Here is a 16,445-nt window from a genome sequence, read left to right as displayed (position 1 = left end):
AGTGTCCTGTTTCTACAAAGTTGGAATGTCCCTCTCTCCCGTTTTGATGAACTTCGGAAACAAGCGGACGGGATTGGTTGCAATGAGCTAGCGTGAAATGGCGCTACGGCCTCTCCGGCCCCACCAAGAAGCATGCACGATGCCGGCGCCGAACAAGGAGCTGGCCGGTTTAGTGTTGCCTTAAAGAAACTGTGCAAGGATGCAGGTCTGTCATTCATACCGGCGACCTGATGAAGTTTCGAAGAAATACAAAGATAGTTCGCAGCCTCGCGAGCCCTCTGATGAGCCATGCGAGCGCATTCGCTCCGGCACTATTTGCGGCCGTTATCGCAGCCATCGTCGTCTGGCTGGCAACGGACTGGCGGCTTGAGCGGTCGTTGGCCGACGAACGCTCGGTTGTTGCCGGCGAGCTTGCGACGATGTCGTCTCGGCTTCAGACCAACCTCAATAGCAATGTGAAGCTGTTGCAAGGTTTGGCGGCGGGTATCGCGGTCGCTCCGGCGATGGGCCAGAACAGATTTTCCAAACTTGCCGCGCAAATTCTGCAGCCTGAGTCACAATTGCGAAGCTTCGCCGCGGCGCCCGACATGGTGGTCCAGTGGGTTTATCCGGAAAAAGGAAACGAAAAGGCCATCGGACTCGACTACCGAAAAAATGAGAAGCAACGGGCCGCCGCGATGCTGGCGCGCAACACACACAATATCGTACTGACAGGCCCGGTGGAGCTTGTCCAAGGCGGAACGGCTTTCGTTGTCAGGTGCCCGGTTTATATCGACGACGGAAACAGCCAGATCTTTTGGGGTCTGCTTTCGGGAATCATCGATATTCCGAGGTTATACCGCGATAGCGGTCTCAGTTCGACCGACCTGGAGATCGCCATCAGCACGACGCCGGAGCCGAACTCGGCCAAACAGGTGTTTTTTGGCAGCCTGGAAACTTTTGGGAAGAAACCGGTCGTGGCCTCCGTCGATATGACGTACGGCCGGTGGTCCCTCGCCGCACTTCCCAGGTATGGATGGGGCCAGAATAACGGCATCGGCACTTTTGAAGTTTATGCCAGCCTGTTGGCCTCGTGTGTGGTCGCGCCGATCGTCTGGGTCGGCTTTCTGACCAAATCGCGCCAGAAGACCATCGAAAAACTTCGCCTTCACAAGAGCAAGCTCGTACGAGCACGACAGAGGCTGGAGCACCTGTCATTGCATGACGCCCTCACCGGCCTACCCAATCGGCGGTTTGTCGACCAAATGATCTCGCAGCCGCCAAGGCCCGATCCGCAAGACCGCCTAATCCTTATCCATATCGACCTTGACCGGTTTAAAGAGATCAACGACACGAAGGGGCACGCCGGCGGCGACATGGTCCTGCAAACAACGGCTTCGCGGCTTGCCGATTTGACCGGCCCGAACGATGTCGCGGCCCGCATCGGTGGAGACGAGTTCGTCTTCGCCAGCTGGAGCAGCAATCCCGAGCCCAAAGCAACCGAATTGGCCAGGCAGATTGTCGACACGCTGCAGCAGACCATCTTTATCGATGGAGCCGGTTATGTGGTCGGCGCAAGCGTCGGTGTCGCCTGGGAGACAGAACGCGCTCGCGACCGGGATCTCGGTCAGCTGCTTCTGAATGCCGATTTGGCTCTGTACGAGGCGAAGAAAGCCGGCCGCGGCCGCGCCGCGGTTTTCACCGAAGAGCTCCGCAGCGCGGCAATCCATTCAAAAGAACTGGCGGATGAATTCAATCAAGCGCTCGAACGCGATGAACTCATTGCGTTCTTCCAGCCACAGTTCAATGCAAACACGCTCGATATCGCAGGCGTCGAAGCGCTCGCCCGCTGGGATCATCCGCGAAAAGGTCTGCTCGGCCCGAACGCGTTTCTGGATGCTGCGGAAAGACTGGGCCGCAGTGGCGACATGGACAGGCTGATCCTGCAAAAGGCCCTGTTCGAGCTGACACGATGGGACGGCTTGGGAATGCAAATTCCACGGGTTTCAGTCAATATTTCAGCGCGCCGGCTGGCGCAGGCCAATCTGCTCGCCGAGCTGTCCGAGCTTCCCGCAGCGAAGGGTCGCCTGTGTTTCGAGCTGCTTGAGACGATCTCCTTCGACGAGCTTCAGCCTGCTCTGAACGAGGTCATTCCGGCAATCAAAGCGCTCGGCATTGAAATCGAGATCGACGATTTCGGCACGGAACATGCCAGTATTGTCGGCCTGCTTCGATTTGAACCGCGACGGCTTAAGATCGACCGGGAAATCATCAAGCCGATCATCGCGTCTGCATCTCAACGCCGTCTGGTTTCCTCGATTATCGAAATCGGCCGGTCTCAGAACATCGACATCGTTGCCGAAGGCGTGGAGACAATGGAGCATGCCAAGATCCTGAAAGATCTTGGCTGCCATTTGCTGCAAGGTTACGCTCTGGCCCGACCCATGACCTCGGAGCAGTTGATCGAATTTTGCCGGATGAAGGATAGAGAAGCGGCAAAGGCGGGCCGATACTCGGCCGCATTCAAATGACGATCGTTATTGCGCCGTCTGTTTGTGCTTGCGAGCTTTCGTCAGCAGGTTCATTCTTATCTCTTGTGAAGCCCGCCGGCTGAAATGGCCATTGCAGATCGGGTTTCGTGAGATGCCAGCGATGGACTGCGCCGGCTGCGGTTTCGATATTCAGAGCGGTTTTGCTTTCTGTCCGCGATGCGGCGCAAGGCAACCCCTCTCCTGCGCCGCCTGCGGCTATGCGTGTCAGCCAGATTTTGCCTTCTGCCCCAAATGCGGCGCATCGATCTCAGGTATAGCCCCACCTGCGCCGAAGCCAATTATTGAGCTGGTGCCGGCGAAATCCGACAGCGATGCCGACCGACGTCCGGTGACGGTGCTGTTTGCCGATCTCTGCGGCTTCACCACGCTGAGCGAGCAGATCGACCCCGAAACCATGCGGGTGCTGCAGAACGAATTGTTCGAAGAGATGACCCGGGCGGTGGAAGCCTATGGCGGCTTCGTCGACAAGTTCGTCGGCGACGCCCTTCTGGCGCTGTTCGGCGCGCCGGTTGCCCATGAGGACGATCCGGTGCGGGCGCTTGGCGCCGCACTTGATATGATCGACCGGGCCGCTGCGGTGGGCACACGCTGGCAGTCGCGCGCCGGCGTGCCGCTGCGCCTGCATATCGGCATCAATAGTGGCCCTGTCGTCACCGGCGGCTTCGGCGCGGCTGGCGCCAAATCCTATTCCGTGACCGGCGATACGGTGAACACCGCCCAACGGCTGCAATCGATGGCCGGCGAAAACGATATTCTTGTCGGTCCCCTGACTTACCGCCTCACCCGCCATGCCTTTGCCTTCGACAGTCTCGGCGCGCAAACCTTGCGCGGCAAAAGCGGAAACGTCCACGTCCATCGGCTGACCGGGCTGCTGGACGCGCCGCATACGGCGCGCGGGCTCGAAAGTTTCGGCCTTCAGGCGCCGATGATCGGACGGGATGCGGAATTGTCGCGGCTGCTCGCCTGCCTCGATCTTGCTTGCGACGGCGCCGCGCAGCTCGTCCGGCTGATCGGCGAAGCGGGTATCGGTAAATCGCGTCTCGCCACCGAATTCGTCGGGCTCGCCACGAATGCGACCCGCTTCCCTGGCCTTGCTATCCGCAAAGCCACCTGCTCCCCCCTTGGCGAACAATCCTACGGCACCCTCGCCGCGGTCGTGCGAAGCGCCTACGGGATCGGCGAGCGCGACGATCGTGACAGGACACGACAGCTGTTGACGACGGGGTTTCGCGCACTCGATCTGACGCAGGACGATGTTGACGGGCTGCTTCCGCTGTTTCTGCATGTGCTCGGCCTCGGTAATCCCGATGGCGCGTTGCGGCACATCGAGCCGGAGCAGTTGCGGCGGCAGATCTTCTATGCGATCCGCACCGTCTTCGAGCGGCGGCTGGCGCAAGGCCCTCTCCTGCTGGTCATCGAGGATCTGCATTGGGCAGACGCGGCTTCGCTGGAAGTGCTTCGTTTCATGATGGACCGGCTGGAGCGCAGTCGGCTGATGCTGCTGGTGATCTACCGGCCGACGTCGCAGACCGACCCGCTGAACTCCGATCGCGTCAATGTCACCGTGCAACGTCTTGGCCCACTCGCCGCGGCCGACGGGCAGAGGCTGCTTGCCGCCTTTTTTGGTGAGGCGCACGGCAAGCTGCCGGTTGCAATGCGCAAACGCATTCTCGACCGCGCCGGTGGCAATCCGCTCTTCATCGAAGAAATCCTGCGTGGGCTGATCGACATGGGTACGTTGCATCATGACGGTGAGCGCTGGCATGTTGCCGCCGATGACACCGACGTCGCCATCCCGGTGAACCTGCAAGCCTTGTTGCTTGCCCGCGTCGATCGTCTGCCGCAGGAGATGAGACGGTTGGCGCAGGAGGCGGCGGTGGTCGGCCCGAAATTCGATACCGCCCTGCTCCGCGCCGTCGCGACCGATCCGGCCGCCATCGATGCCGCGCTGGACTATCTCTGCGATGCCAATATCATCGAGGAATTGCGCGGCCCCGATGCCGGCGGGTCGCCGGGCTATCGCTTCAGCCAGACGCTGATGCACGACGTCATCTACCAGAATCTGCTGCTGCAACGGCGCATGGAGCTCCATGGCAGGATCGGCCGGGTTCTGGAGCGCCAATATGGCGTGGCGCCTGAGCGTCCCGAGCATCTGGCGCAACTCGGTCATCACTTCAGCCTGACTACTAATAAAGCCAAGGGCGCCGCCTACCTGATGGCGGCTGGCGATCAGGCGCGTAAGACCTATGCCAATGACGATGCGATGCGCCTCTATCGGCAAGCCCTCGCGGCCTTCGCTGACGAGCCGGAGGTGACGCCGGACCAATTAGCGCTGCTGGAGCGCCTTGCCGACCTCTGCGGCCCTGCCGGCCGGCGCGACGATGCCTTGACCCATTATCAGCAGGCACTTGCCATCCACCGCGCCAATGACGACCGGATCGCCGCAGCAAGGATATTGCGAAAGATCGGCCGCCTGCATCTCGATGCGGGGCGCCGCGACCAGGCGGAGGCGCATTGCGCCGCCGCGGAAGCGATGATCGCGACGATCGATGCGCCGGTCGAACATGCCCACCTACTGCAGGAGCGCGGCCATCTGGCCTTCCGCATGGGTGATCAGGCCGCCGCCGCCGAGTGGGCGACACAGGCGCTGCAATGCCTGCAAACGCTGCCGATCGACGGAACGACCGAAGCCGGCCGCGAGGCAGCCCGGGCGATGGCGGAAGCGTTGAACACCAAGGGTGCAGCGCTCGCGCGGCTCGGACGCCGGCGCGATGCCGTGCAGGAAGTGGAGCGCAGCCTCTCGGTCGCCGAAAGAGCCGATCTGCAAAGTGCCGCCTGCCGGGCCTATTCCAATCTCGGCGTTCTCTACACGATCGTCGATCCGGCCAACGCCATCACGGTCTGCCGCCGGGGGCTGGAGGTCGCAACCCGCATCGGCGATCTCGGCTTCCAGGCGCGCCTTCTCGCCAACCTCGCAGTCTCCTGCTGCACCTTTACCGATCACTGTGCGGCCGAAGGCGTGCCGGCGGCGGAAAGGGCAGTCGAAATCGACCGGGCGCTCGATCAGCGCGATCATTTGTCCGTCCCGCTGATCGTGCTCGGCCAGATTCATCAATGCCATGGGCAGCCGAAGCTAGCTCGTAAGTATTACGAGGAAGCTCTTGAGGTTGCGAAGGAAATTGACGAGCCGCAACTGCTCTTTCCGTGTTATGATGGCTTGGCGACGCTGAGCCTCGAACATGACGATATGGACGAAGCGGAACGGTATTTCACGCTGGCCCAGGATGTGTGCATCCGCCACAACCTGGATCCAGGTACGCTCGTCGTCTTGCCGTTTCTCGACTGAATGGTTCGCGTCGCAATGATCGCGAAACATCGAATAGATCAAGCGATTCAAACACATAAAGGGAGGAACGAACAATGCAGGAGAACCACGCCGATAGACCACTACAACCCGGAGATCGCGCGCCCAACGTGGTGCTGGATGCGATCACCCGCCAGGGCAAGATCGCCATCGACGACTTTCGCGGCCAGAGGCCGCTGCTCGTCGGCCTGTTCCGCGGACTGCACTGCCCCTTCTGCCGCAGGCAGATCGCCGCCATGGCCGAACTGACCGATGCATTGCAGGAGAAAGGCATCGACAGCCTGACCGTCGTCAATACCCCGATCGAGCGAGCCCGCCTTTATTTCCGCTACCACCCGCTTCCCAACCTGCTGGCGGCCTCCGACCCCGAACGGGTATCGCATCGCGCCTTCGGCCTACCGCGCCTTCAATTCACCGAGACCGAGAACGAGTGGCCGCACAAGGTCAGCATGGACACGATGATGTCGATGCGCGTCGACATGCCGGGCGAGCTCCCCGAACCGATGAACCCGATCGCCGCGATGGAATTTCTCGACAAGGCTGACGGCTATGAGATGACCGATGATGACAAGCGGATGATCTCCCCCGGCGAAGGCCAGCTTGTCGGCGAATTCCTGCTCGATCGTGACGGCGTCGTGCGCTGGTGCTTCACCGAAGTCGAGGAGGCCGGCCGCCATATGTTCGGCGTTCCCGCGCCACGGGAAGTCATGTCGGCGGCGGCGAATATGGCGGTCTGAAGCGGCCGCCCTAAATCACCTGATCCGGAATGCGAAGCCGGCGCCCGCGGTCGGCGAAGGCGTGTCCGGGCGGCCTCTTGTCGAGATCCGGACATCGCCGCGCCATCCATGGCACGCTCGCCGGCCGTGAGTGCTGCGGCGGATTAATCCGGAAGACCGGCCTTGCGGTAGCCCTCTACGAAATGGTCATGCGTGAGAGCGTCGCGAAACGGTTCGGTCGCCGCCCAATGGCGGATGGAAAAGCCGGGGTTGGCGACAAGGAAGAGTTCGGTCTCCGCCTGCGCCTCGTCGAGCCGGCCGAGCTGAGCAAGGCTTGCCGCCAGGAAACGGCGCGAGCTTGTGCGACAGGTCTCGTCACGGCGCAGCGTCTCGACGGCGGCTGAATATTGGCCCGCCGCATACTGCGCCTGGCCGAGCGTCAAATAATACCAGCTTGCCGGAAACGGGTTCAGCCGGAACGCCTTGCGAATCTGCTCGAGCCCCTCCTCGACCCGCCCCGCTAGGACGGTAACGTCGGATAATGCGGCAAGGGTATCGGCCTCGTTCGGGTCAAGTTCGATCGCCTTGGCGAACTCCGCATCCGCCGCGGCAAAATCGCGTTCATAGGCAAGAAGGTAGGCCAGCACCCAGCGGCAGCCGGCATCGTTGGGGTCGATCGCAACGGCCTTGCGCGCTAAGTGTAAGGCGATGCTGCGGGTCGCTTCCGTCGGCCCGCCGCTATGAATCCACCCCATCCAGTGGTTCATGGCCAGCCACCGATAGGCCTCGGCATAGTCGGGGTCGAGGGCGACTGCGCGGGTCAGCATCAGATGCGCCTCCTCAGCCGCCTGCGGGGAATCATCCATCAGCTTGCGCGCCCGCACGCAGAGATCGTAGGCCTCAAGACTTCTAGGCCGACGGCGCGGCGGCGGGGTACGCAGCCGGCCCAGCAGCGCCTCGACGATCCTGGCGGTCACCTCGTCCTGAACGACGAAAATATCGTCCAGGCTGCGATCGAAGCGTTCCGCCCACAAATGAGTGCCGCTGACGGTGTCGACCAGCTTGGCGTTGACGCGCACGCGTCCCGCGGCGCGCCTCGCACTGCCCTCCAACAGGTATCGCACGCCGAGCTCCTCGGCGATCTCCCGCACGTCTACCGCCCTGCCCTTATAGGCGAAGGCCGAATTGCGGGCGATGACGAACAGACCCGGCATTCTCGAAAGGTCGGTAATCAGGTCTTCGGTCAGCCCGTCCACGAAAGATTCCTGTTCGGGATCGTTGCCGATGTTCAGGAAGGGCAGCACGGCGATCGACGGTTTTTCGGGCAGCGGCAAGGCCTTTCGCTTCACGCCGCCGAGCCGCTGCATGGCACCCGTGAAGCGGTAGCCGACGCGCGGAACCGTCGCAATCCATTCGCCGCCGCCGGCGCCGGGGCCGAGCAGCTTGCGCAGCTGCGCGATCTGGACGGTGAGGTTGCCTTCCTCGACCGCCATGCCCGGCCAAGCCGCGTCCATCAACTCGGTCTTGGCAAGGATTTCGCCGGATCGTCCGACGAGCGCCGCAAGCAGCTTCAGCCCGCGATGGCCAATGGCAACAGGATCGTCGTTCCGAAGGAGCGTTCCCGCCTCCGGATCGAGCACGAATGGGCCAAAGGCAAAGCGCACTTCCTTCATAGAGCCGATCTATAGTCCGTTTGGAAGTTTTTGAGAACTTTTTGGCGGGGCTTAATTACGCCGCTTCCCCGATCCCGCAGAATTCCAGCCTCTTTCAGGTCTAGGGCTTGCCCTGCGACCACAGCGACCGACGAGGACATTTGCATGACAGCGGCAAGCACGACGTCACGTGACGAAGACCGAACCCCGTGGGCCGGGATGGCAGGCATCATCGCGACCGTCACTGTGTTTGCCGTAGCGCAGGGACTGACCTATCCGCTTCTCAGCTTCATCCTGGAGCGTCAAGGAATATCATCTGGGATGATCGGCCTCTCGGCCGCGATGACGCCGTTAGGTTTCATCCTATCCGCGCCTGTTATTCCAGCGCTTTCGCGGCGTGTGGGCGCGGCGCGGCTTGCGATCCTGTGTTCGATCCTGGCTGCCCTCACCCTGATGGTGATTGCCCGGAGCCAACAGGTCTGGGCCTGGATGCCACTGCGCCTCCTGCTCGGCTTTTTTGCCAATCCGCTCTACGTGATCAGCGAAACCTGGCTGATCGCGATCACGCCGGCACCGCGCCGCGGCCGCATCATGGGCCTCTATTCGTCGATCGTCTCGGGTGGCTTCGCGGTCGGTCCGTTATCGCTCGGCCTTGTCGGCACGGAAGGTTGGCCGCCTTTCATGATCGGCGTGACAGCCTTCCTTGTCTGCGGCCTGATCGTGCTTGCCGTTGCCCGACGTTTGCCCGAGATGCCCGGCGAAGGCCAGGCGGTGTCGGTTGGTGGCTTCTTCGCACTGGCGCCGCTGCTGCTGTTTGCCATTTTCACCGCAGCCGCCTTCGAGCAGATCCTGCTTTCGCTGTTTGCCGTTTATGGGGCGGCGCTTGGCAGCGCCGAGGGACGCATCGCTTCGCTCATCACCTGTTTCGTCGCCGGCAATGCCGTGCTGCAGGTCCTGCTTGGGCGGGCGGCCGAGTGGTTCGGCTCGGCGCGGATCATGTCGTACTGCATCCTGGCATGCCTCGCCGGCTGCCTGCTGCTGGCACCAACCTTCACCACCTGGCTGATCTGGCCGCTCGTTTTCGTCTGGGGCGGGGTCTCGTTCGGGCTCTACACCATGTCGCTGATCCAGCTCGGCGAGCGCTTTACCGGCCAGACGCTGATCGCCGGCAATGCGGCATTCGCCTTCGCATGGGGCGTCGGCGGCATGGCAGGCTCGTCCGCGGCCGGACTGGCGATGCAGCTTATCGGGCATCAGGGGTTGCCATCGTCCCTCGCGCTACTCTGTTGTGTCCTGGCGATCTCTCTGTTGGTCGCGGGGCGGCGTGACCAATGAAGGACGTCGCGTGCTTTCGATAAGTCCCCTCCGGCCGCGAGATACTACTCTTGAATTTCGATAGCCGTCAGAAATATAACATGTTATATAACATTCAATGCAATTGGAGATATTGAATGGTCGAGGATGTGGTGCGAACGCTTGGCTTTTTGTGCCTAGGCAGCCGTCTGCGTCGCATCGGCGAGAGACTGCAGGCCGATACGCAGCAGGTCATCGACGAGGCCGGCGTCGGCATCCAGGCAGGTCAGTATCCATTCCTCGCAGCGATCGACCGAGCCGGGCCGCTTACGATCGGCGAGCTTGCGCAGGCGGTCGGCATCACCCAGCCCGGCGCAACGCGGACCATCGGGCAACTTCTCGAACTCGGCTTCGTCGATATGCAGCCGGCGCCGGATGATCAGCGCCGCAGATTGGTGTCGCTATCCGACAAAGGACGGGAACTTGTCGATCATTCGAAGGCAACCATCTGGCCGCGCGTTGCGGCTGCGGTTGCGGATCTCTGCGGCGACCTCGACGGACCGATCCTCGAGCAACTCGCCGCCATCGAAGACGGGCTGGCAGCACTGCCGCTCCTACGCCGGAGCACGGTTACAGGCCCGCACGCCCTTTCCACCGCGCAATAGGGAAAGAAAGACGATGAATCATGTGCTCGACCGGCCGATCTGGAGCGCGCTCAAAACCACACATGCCGCTCTTGCCGAAGGCAACAGCTACGCACGGCGATACCCGCCCTCCATCGTCCCCTTCGCAGCCTCTGCCGACGATAGCCCTGAGAGCCTCGATGCCCTGGAGAAGCTGCCGTCGGCGGAAGAGAGCATGTTTCTCGTCGAGGCCGGGCCGATCGCCATTCCAGCGGGTCTTGCCGTCGTCATGGAGGCGCCGGTGACCCAGATGGTTGCCGAGCGACCTCATGAGAGGATTTCGGATTCCCGCATTGAGCCGCTAACCGAGGCCGACGCCGCCGACATGCTTGATCTGGCGAGCTTGACAAGACCCGGGCCGTTCACCCTGCGCGCCCAGAGCCTCGGCAGCTTCTGGGGGATCAGGCATGAAGGCCGTCTGGTGGCGATGGCCGGGCAGCGTATGCGGCAGACCGGTTTCATCGAACTGAGTGGCCTTTGCACCCATCCCGAATTCCAAGGGCGTGGCCTCGGCACCCTGCTGTTCCGTTTCGTTGCCGGCGAAATCGCTTCCAGCGGCGACACGGCCTATCTGCATGTCTATGCGGGGAACACCTCCGCCATTTCCCTCTACAAGGCGCAAGGCTTCACGCTTCGCTCGGAGATGAACATGCGGGTGGTCAAACGCCGCGCCTGAGCTGGTGCTCAATGGCCGGGACGGTGTCTCCTCCCCGGCAACGTCCAATTTAGGGGCTTCGATTCAAGAAACTACCTTACGGCCGCCGGCAGCACTTCGAATTTCCAGAATTTTTCCGGGCTGAAATAGGTTGTGGCGAATTCGCGGATCGTTGAGGCCGTAACCTCGTCGTAGCCGCTGAGATTGCCGCGTATGCGGTCCAAACGACGCGGATCCGTCTGGGCGCCGCGCAGATATTCAATCCAGTATTCGTTGCCCTGCCGCTGGTGCTTCAGCGTCTCGATGATAGGTTCGCGAGCGCGTGCGAGCTCGTCGGCGGAGACATCATGCGACCTGAGATCATTGGCGATCTCGTCGACAAGTGCATAGAAGCGCGCCAGCTTTGTCGGATCCGTCTCGACGTAGAAATAGGCGTAGCCATAGCCGGGAATTTCCCTCGACAGATTAATGTCGCCCTCCAGCGCGTAGCTTGCCCCTTCTGCAATGCGAAACCTGTCGGTCAGCCTGTTCTGAAAAATCTGGGTGACAACATTGGCTGTGAAGGAGCGTGGGAGATCGGAGAGCAAATCGCCGATGGGAGCCCCGACGACGGCGGCGGCGCTGTCTGCCCTTCCCTTATGGGTCTGCAGAACGGGCTTCTCGGTGGCCGCCGGAAAACGCACTTTACCCCAAACATTGCTCGGCGCCGCCTCCGGGCGTGGCGGCAAAGCGCCAAATGTTTCAGCTGTCAGCCGGATGGCGTCGTCCACCGTCACGTCGCCGACGATGGTGATATCGATCGGGCCATTGGAGACTACGGGGCGGAACAGTGCCTCGAAATCGTCCGGCTTGGCGGCGGACAACTGGGCGCGATCGGGAAAGGTCCAGCGCGGATCGCCGGAGTGGACGAGACCTCCGAGGCTGCGGCTGACAACGCCGCCAGGGGTGGCCTCATACTGATCGAGGCCGCTCAAATAGGCCTGCTGCACCCGCTTGAACGCCTCGGGGCGGTATGCGGGATCGGAGGTGTATGCCGTGATGAGTTGCAATTGCGTCGCCAGATCTTCAGTCCGCGTACGACCGTCGAACTTGAAGGAGCTGTCGCCTACCGAGACGTCGAGGCCGACGATGTTGGCGGTCAGCGCCTTCTGGATATCCTGGTAGTCCATGGCCTTGACGCCGGACAGCGCGACCGCCGGCGATGCCCAGATCGGGAGGGGACGGTCATGCGGCAAGTCCAGCCGGCCGCCACCGATACCCTCGCGCACCAGCACTTCATTGGCGCGCAGCTTGGTTGGCTTGACGGTGAGCCGTACGCCGTTGGAAAAGCGCACCATGGTCAGGCCGAGATCCTCGACGGCGCGGCGTTCGACCACAGCGCCCGGCGCGCCAAAATGGGTGTAGGGCCAGGCGATATCGGCTGCACTGGACGGCGCCGAGACCGCAATCGCCTTGGAAGCGTGATAGACCTGCCGGAGCGCGTCGGCTCCGCCTTGTGGCAATTGGGCGGTCTGGAGCACGATCTGCGGGCCATTACCGGAGAAGGCACGCTGCAAGGCCTGATTGACCTCGGCCGCGGTGACGTCGTTCGTTACCCTCTCAAACAGCGAGAGGTCGTCGGCAGGCGACGTGAAGACCTGGTCGTCATCGACGCTGCCAGCCAGCGCCGAAGCGATGTCGGTGGTCGTGCGCGTCGCGGCTCCGGCGGCAGCAGCCTTCAGGGCCGAGCGATATTCGAGGATTTCGCGATCGATCTCAGCCTGGGCAACGCCGAACTGTTGAATACGACGCTGTTCCTGGTCAATGGCCCCGAGTGCCGCCTGCCATTTGTCCGGTTCGGAATTCGCCGTGACCAGGACGACATGAGCGGAATCGAGGAGATCCTGGGACCCGACGCCGGCGCTGATGAAAGGCGCATCCGCCTTGCTGGCGATGGTGCTGACCCGGCGTTTGAGCACCATCAGACCGAGATCTTCAATAAGCTGGGTGCGGCGCTTGGCCAAGGTGTCGGGGGCGGCGTCATAAGGACGCGTCCAGGCGATCTGGACGCTGGTCATGCCGCCGGGCACGACGACGACGTCCGCGCTTTCGCCTTTCGTCTGCAGCGCGCCGGTATCCTGACTTGCAGGCGTCGGTCCTATGGCCTTCCAGTCGCCGAAGCGCTGCCGGATTTCGATTTCCATGGCAGCCGGGTCGATATCGCCCACCACGATCAGCGTCGCCCGATCGGGCCGATAATTGGCCCGGTAGTAATCGCGGACGAGGTCGACATGTGCATTGCTGATAATATCGGCTTTCCCGATCGGCGGGCGCATGGTCACGCGCCGGCCGGCGAGCAACGAATTCATGATTGCGAGCCCCGCGCGGTACTGCGGCGTATCGCGCAGCCGCTCTTCCGACAGGATGACGCCGCGCTCGCGATCGAGGGCGCCGGCATCGAGGGTCAGCTCGCTCGCGGTTTCTCGCATCAGCATCAGGCCCGTGGATAGCGTCTCTGGATCGACCTCGGGCAAATCGAGTGCATAGACAGTCTCGTCATAAGAGGTACGGGCATTGGTGTCCGGTCCAAAGGCCAGGCCCTTGCGCTGCAGGATACGGATCATTTCGCCTTCGGCGACATGCGTCGAACCTTTGAAGGCCATGTGCTCGAGAACATGCGCCAGGCCCTGCTGGTCGTCGTTTTCCTCCAGTGAGCCGGAGCCGATGCGAAAGCGGATCGCTGCCTGTCCAGATGGCGTGGCGTTGCGCATGATTGCAAAGCGCATGCCGTTGGCGAGCACGCCGAAATGGACATTGGAATCGGCTTGGATGTCGCTTTGCGTTTGCGGCCAGGCGGTGGACGGCGTGTCGGCATAGGCCGGCGATGCAAAAATTGCGACAAGGGAGACCGTCGCGAGAAACCGCCAAGCGGCGGCGCATTCCATTTGTTTGGGAGACATTCTTATCCAGGCGATGAACATGAAGAGAGGAAACGACTTTGACCCGACCATTCCATAAGTTGCATATTGCTTCAACTTCCATGTGTGAATGGATAAGACGCAGATAATTCGGGTTAGGGAGCTCCATAGAAATCTTAGAATTTTTGTATAGGCTGTTGATATTTAAATCTTATGATCGTGACTTCCGTCGTCATTCCCGATGAATTCCCCACAGCTCGTCAATTGTCAGATCACTGTCATCGAGCCCGACTAAAGGATTGCGCTTCGACGCTGTGACCAGGAGGGCGCATTCGATGGCGACATTGCAGCAAGTCGCATTCCGGGCAGGATGTTCGCTGGCGACGGCAAGCCGGGTTCTCAATCGCAACGGACCGGCCAGCGATCTGATGGTGCGCAAGGTGCGCCGTGCCGCCGCCGAACTCGGTTATCGCCCGGCCGGCCATGCTGTCGGGCGGCTCGGGCGCAGGCCGGTAATCGGCGTGTTGATCCCGAGCATCACCAATCCGGTCTTTGCCTCGTCGCTGTCGAGCATCCAGAACCGCATGCTGGTCGCCGGCCATGGCGTCTTGATCGCCCAGTCGAATTACGATCCGGCACGCGAGGCCGATGCCGTCGTCGCACTTCTGAATGACCGGCCGACCGGGCTGATCCTCACCGTCTGCGACCCGTCGACGAGCGAGGCGCTGCTGCCCAAGCTGCCGCCGACCGTGCTTCTCAACAACCTGCCGACGGCGCAGTTTCCGGCGGCGGTCACCGCCGATAATCGCGGCGCCGGCCGGGAGATCACGACATTCCTGATCGGCATGGGCCACCGCCACATTCTCTTTCTCTCCGGCAATTTTGGCGCCTCCGATCGCGCTCGTCTTCGCTACCAAGGCTACCTCGACGCCATGGCCGAGAACGGCCTGACGCCGCTTGACGCGATCCAGATCTCCTTCGTCGGCGGCTATGACCAGCTCGATCTCAGTGCGGCGATGATCTCGCTTTCGCCGACGGCGATTATCGCCTCCAACGATCTTCTGGCGCTCGGCGTCATCGGCGCGCTGAAGCGCGAGGGGCTGTCGGTGCCGGGGGATGTTTCGGTCGCCGGCTTCGACGGCATCGCCATCGGCCGGCTGATCGATCCGCCACTGACAACCATTGAAATGCCGGACGCCAGCATGGGCGCGACGGCCGCCTCGCTGCTGCTCGACATGGCGGAGAATGCAGCCCCTGCCCGCCACCTCGACGTCGCCTATACGCTGCGCCGCGGCGGCACGGTGCGCGCCATCTAAACCACCCGGAAGTAGAAGGCCGCCGCGCGCTCGGCGTGGCGGCCCCTTCTTCTGACGCGGATAGCGATCAGCTGCGCGGCAGCATGCCCTCGACGTCGGCGGCTGCGTCGTCGAGCGCTTCCTTCGGCTCGGCCGACTGGTCGACGATGCGCGAGAGGTTGTCGACGATCGTCTGGGTGACCTTGACGCCGTTGGAGCCGGGGAAGGCATACCAGGGGATCATGACCGGCATCTGGCTGAGCCCAGCCTGGAACAGCGGGTTCTGCTTGTAGAAGTCGCCGAGATGGTCGGCCGACTTGGCGGCAAGCTCGTTGTTCGGGACATAACCGGTGCCGGGCACGACGACCGAGGCGCCATAAGGGCCGGCGGCGAATTTGGCGAATTTCCAGGCGGCGTCCTGCTTGGCGGCGTCATGGGTCAGGATGACGACGGCGTTGCCGCCCGTGGGAAGACGGCCGTTCACCGGATCGATCAGCGGGATCTTGGCGGTGCGCAGATCGAACTTGTTGCCGACATTCTTGATCGTGTTGCGCAGCGCGCCTGTGGTCTGGAACTCGAAACCGACCTTTCCGGCGGCGAAAGCCTGTTCGCCGGCCGACTTGGTGAAGACGGGCATGCCGCCCTCGGTGACCAGACGATGCAGCACCTCAACGGCCTTCTGACCTTCCGGACCGTTGAAGGCGACTTTGCTTTCGTCGTCGTTCAACATCTTGCCGCCGGCGCCGAAGAGCAGCGCCGAAAACATCCAGTCGTCGCCCTGCCAACGGAAATCGATGCCGTCGACGCCGTTGCCGAGCGCCTTGATCTTGCCGCCAAGTGCAATGACCTCGTCCCAGGTCTTCGGCGGATTGTCGGGATCGCCGCCGGCCTCCTTCACGAGATCGGCGTTGTAATACATGATCGGGTTGGAGGTCGCGAAAGCGAGGCCAACCTGCTTGCCTTTGACCTGGGCGAGCTTGAGGATCGTGTCGGAGAAGCCCTGCTCGGCCATGTTGCCGTCCTTCTTGACGAGCGGGCCGAGGTCGACGGCGACATCGCGTTCGTCGAGCATGCGCAGGCGGTTCAGGCCGATGAAGGTGATATCGGGCATTTCGCTGGTGCCGGCCTGGCGAAGGATCGTCTGGATGCCTTCTTCATAGGTGGCCGAGGGGCTGGCGAACTGGATCTTGATATCGGGGTTCTCAGCCATGAACTTCTTCGAGATCGTGTCCATCACGTCCTTGAAGAAACCCGGCATCGGGTAGTGAACCGTCAGCGTCGTCTCGGCATGCGCGGGAAGCGCGACTGCCATCAATACGGCCGCTGCGGCGAGAATCTGGGTGATATGTTTCATCGCTC

10 protein-coding genes are annotated in these 16,445 nt (G+C 62.2%); 7 read left to right on the top strand and 3 right to left on the bottom strand.

Annotated features, from left to right (window positions below; genetic code table 11):
• Nucleotides 1-230: 230 nt before the first annotated feature.
• From PYR71_RS16930 to PYR71_RS16920, 3 genes are all read left to right on the top strand, one after another.
• A complete protein-coding gene (locus PYR71_RS16930) occupies nt 231-2,510 on the top strand; it encodes a bifunctional diguanylate cyclase/phosphodiesterase (RefSeq protein ID WP_275620164.1) in 2,280 nt (759 codons plus the stop codon).
• Nucleotides 2,511-2,631: 121 nt separating this feature from the next.
• Nucleotides 2,632-5,877, top strand: a complete 3,246-nt coding sequence (locus PYR71_RS16925) for an adenylate/guanylate cyclase domain-containing protein (RefSeq protein WP_275620218.1) — start codon at nt 2,632-2,634, stop codon at nt 5,875-5,877.
• A 74-nt stretch (nt 5,878-5,951) separates the two neighbouring features.
• Nucleotides 5,952-6,632, top strand: coding sequence for a peroxiredoxin-like family protein (locus PYR71_RS16920; RefSeq protein WP_275620163.1), 681 nt, complete (start codon nt 5,952-5,954; stop codon nt 6,630-6,632).
• 143 nt (nt 6,633-6,775) lie between these two features.
• On the opposite strand, the gene PYR71_RS16915 is transcribed toward PYR71_RS16920, so the two are convergent.
• Nucleotides 6,776-8,284 (bottom strand): winged helix-turn-helix domain-containing tetratricopeptide repeat protein, encoded by a 1,509-nt coding sequence (locus PYR71_RS16915; protein ID WP_275620162.1) that lies wholly within the window; start codon nt 8,282-8,284, stop codon nt 6,776-6,778.
• A gap of 144 nt (nt 8,285-8,428) precedes the next feature.
• On the opposite strand from PYR71_RS16915, the gene PYR71_RS16910 reads away from it, so the two are divergent.
• The 3 genes from PYR71_RS16910 to PYR71_RS16900 all read left to right on the top strand — a co-directional run bounded on the left by PYR71_RS16910 (nt 8,429) and on the right by PYR71_RS16900 (nt 10,915).
• The gene (locus tag PYR71_RS16910) at nt 8,429-9,598 is read left to right on the top strand and encodes an MFS transporter (protein WP_275620161.1); all 1,170 of its coding nucleotides are present in this window, start codon (nt 8,429-8,431) and stop codon (nt 9,596-9,598) included.
• A 116-nt stretch (nt 9,599-9,714) separates the two neighbouring features.
• Nucleotides 9,715-10,221 carry a MarR family winged helix-turn-helix transcriptional regulator gene (locus PYR71_RS16905; RefSeq protein WP_275620160.1) on the top strand — a complete coding sequence of 169 codons (507 nt, stop codon included), beginning with the start codon at nt 9,715-9,717 and terminating at the stop codon, nt 10,219-10,221.
• 13 nt (nt 10,222-10,234) lie between these two features.
• Nucleotides 10,235-10,915, top strand: coding sequence for a GNAT family N-acetyltransferase (locus PYR71_RS16900; RefSeq protein ID WP_275620159.1), 681 nt, complete (start codon nt 10,235-10,237; stop codon nt 10,913-10,915).
• Between the two features lie 71 nt (nt 10,916-10,986).
• Here PYR71_RS16900 and PYR71_RS16895 read toward each other — a convergent pair whose 3' ends face one another.
• A complete protein-coding gene (locus PYR71_RS16895; RefSeq protein ID WP_275620158.1) occupies nt 10,987-13,833 on the bottom strand; it encodes a M16 family metallopeptidase in 2,847 nt (948 codons plus the stop codon).
• A gap of 293 nt (nt 13,834-14,126) precedes the next feature.
• On the opposite strand from PYR71_RS16895, the gene PYR71_RS16890 reads away from it, so the two are divergent.
• Entirely contained in the window at nt 14,127-15,107 is a 981-nt protein-coding gene (locus tag PYR71_RS16890) for a substrate-binding domain-containing protein (protein WP_275620157.1), read from the top strand.
• Between the two features lie 67 nt (nt 15,108-15,174).
• On the opposite strand, the gene PYR71_RS16885 is transcribed toward PYR71_RS16890, so the two are convergent.
• Nucleotides 15,175-16,440: an ABC transporter substrate-binding protein gene (locus PYR71_RS16885; RefSeq protein WP_275620156.1), complete on the bottom strand. Its 1,266-nt coding sequence runs from the start codon at nt 16,438-16,440 to the stop codon at nt 15,175-15,177.
• Between the last annotated feature and the right edge of the window lie 5 nt (nt 16,441-16,445).

This window comes from Rhizobium mulingense (assembly GCF_029194105.1).
Lineage (GTDB): Bacteria > Pseudomonadota > Alphaproteobacteria > Rhizobiales > Rhizobiaceae > Rhizobium > Rhizobium mulingense.
The sequence above is the reverse complement of the archived record's forward strand: the minus strand, read 5'-3'. Positions and strand labels throughout refer to the sequence as shown.

Excerpts from the sequence above, each read along its gene's own strand:
- PYR71_RS16930 (WP_275620164.1), top strand. The coding sequence starts at position 231 with ATGAAGTTTCGAAGAAATACAAAGATAGTTCGCAGCCTCGCGAGCCCT.
- PYR71_RS16925 (WP_275620218.1), top strand. The coding sequence starts at position 2,632 with ATGGACTGCGCCGGCTGCGGTTTCGATATTCAGAGCGGTTTTGCTTTC.
- PYR71_RS16920 (WP_275620163.1), top strand. The coding sequence starts at position 5,952 with ATGCAGGAGAACCACGCCGATAGACCACTACAACCCGGAGATCGCGCG.
- PYR71_RS16915 (WP_275620162.1), bottom strand. The coding sequence starts at position 8,284 with ATGAAGGAAGTGCGCTTTGCCTTTGGCCCATTCGTGCTCGATCCGGAG.
- PYR71_RS16910 (WP_275620161.1), top strand. The coding sequence starts at position 8,429 with ATGACAGCGGCAAGCACGACGTCACGTGACGAAGACCGAACCCCGTGG.
- PYR71_RS16905 (WP_275620160.1), top strand. The coding sequence starts at position 9,715 with ATGGTCGAGGATGTGGTGCGAACGCTTGGCTTTTTGTGCCTAGGCAGC.
- PYR71_RS16900 (WP_275620159.1), top strand. The coding sequence starts at position 10,235 with ATGAATCATGTGCTCGACCGGCCGATCTGGAGCGCGCTCAAAACCACA.
- PYR71_RS16895 (WP_275620158.1), bottom strand. The coding sequence starts at position 13,833 with ATGTCTCCCAAACAAATGGAATGCGCCGCCGCTTGGCGGTTTCTCGCG.
- PYR71_RS16890 (WP_275620157.1), top strand. The coding sequence starts at position 14,127 with ATGGCGACATTGCAGCAAGTCGCATTCCGGGCAGGATGTTCGCTGGCG.
- PYR71_RS16885 (WP_275620156.1), bottom strand. The coding sequence starts at position 16,440 with ATGAAACATATCACCCAGATTCTCGCCGCAGCGGCCGTATTGATGGCA.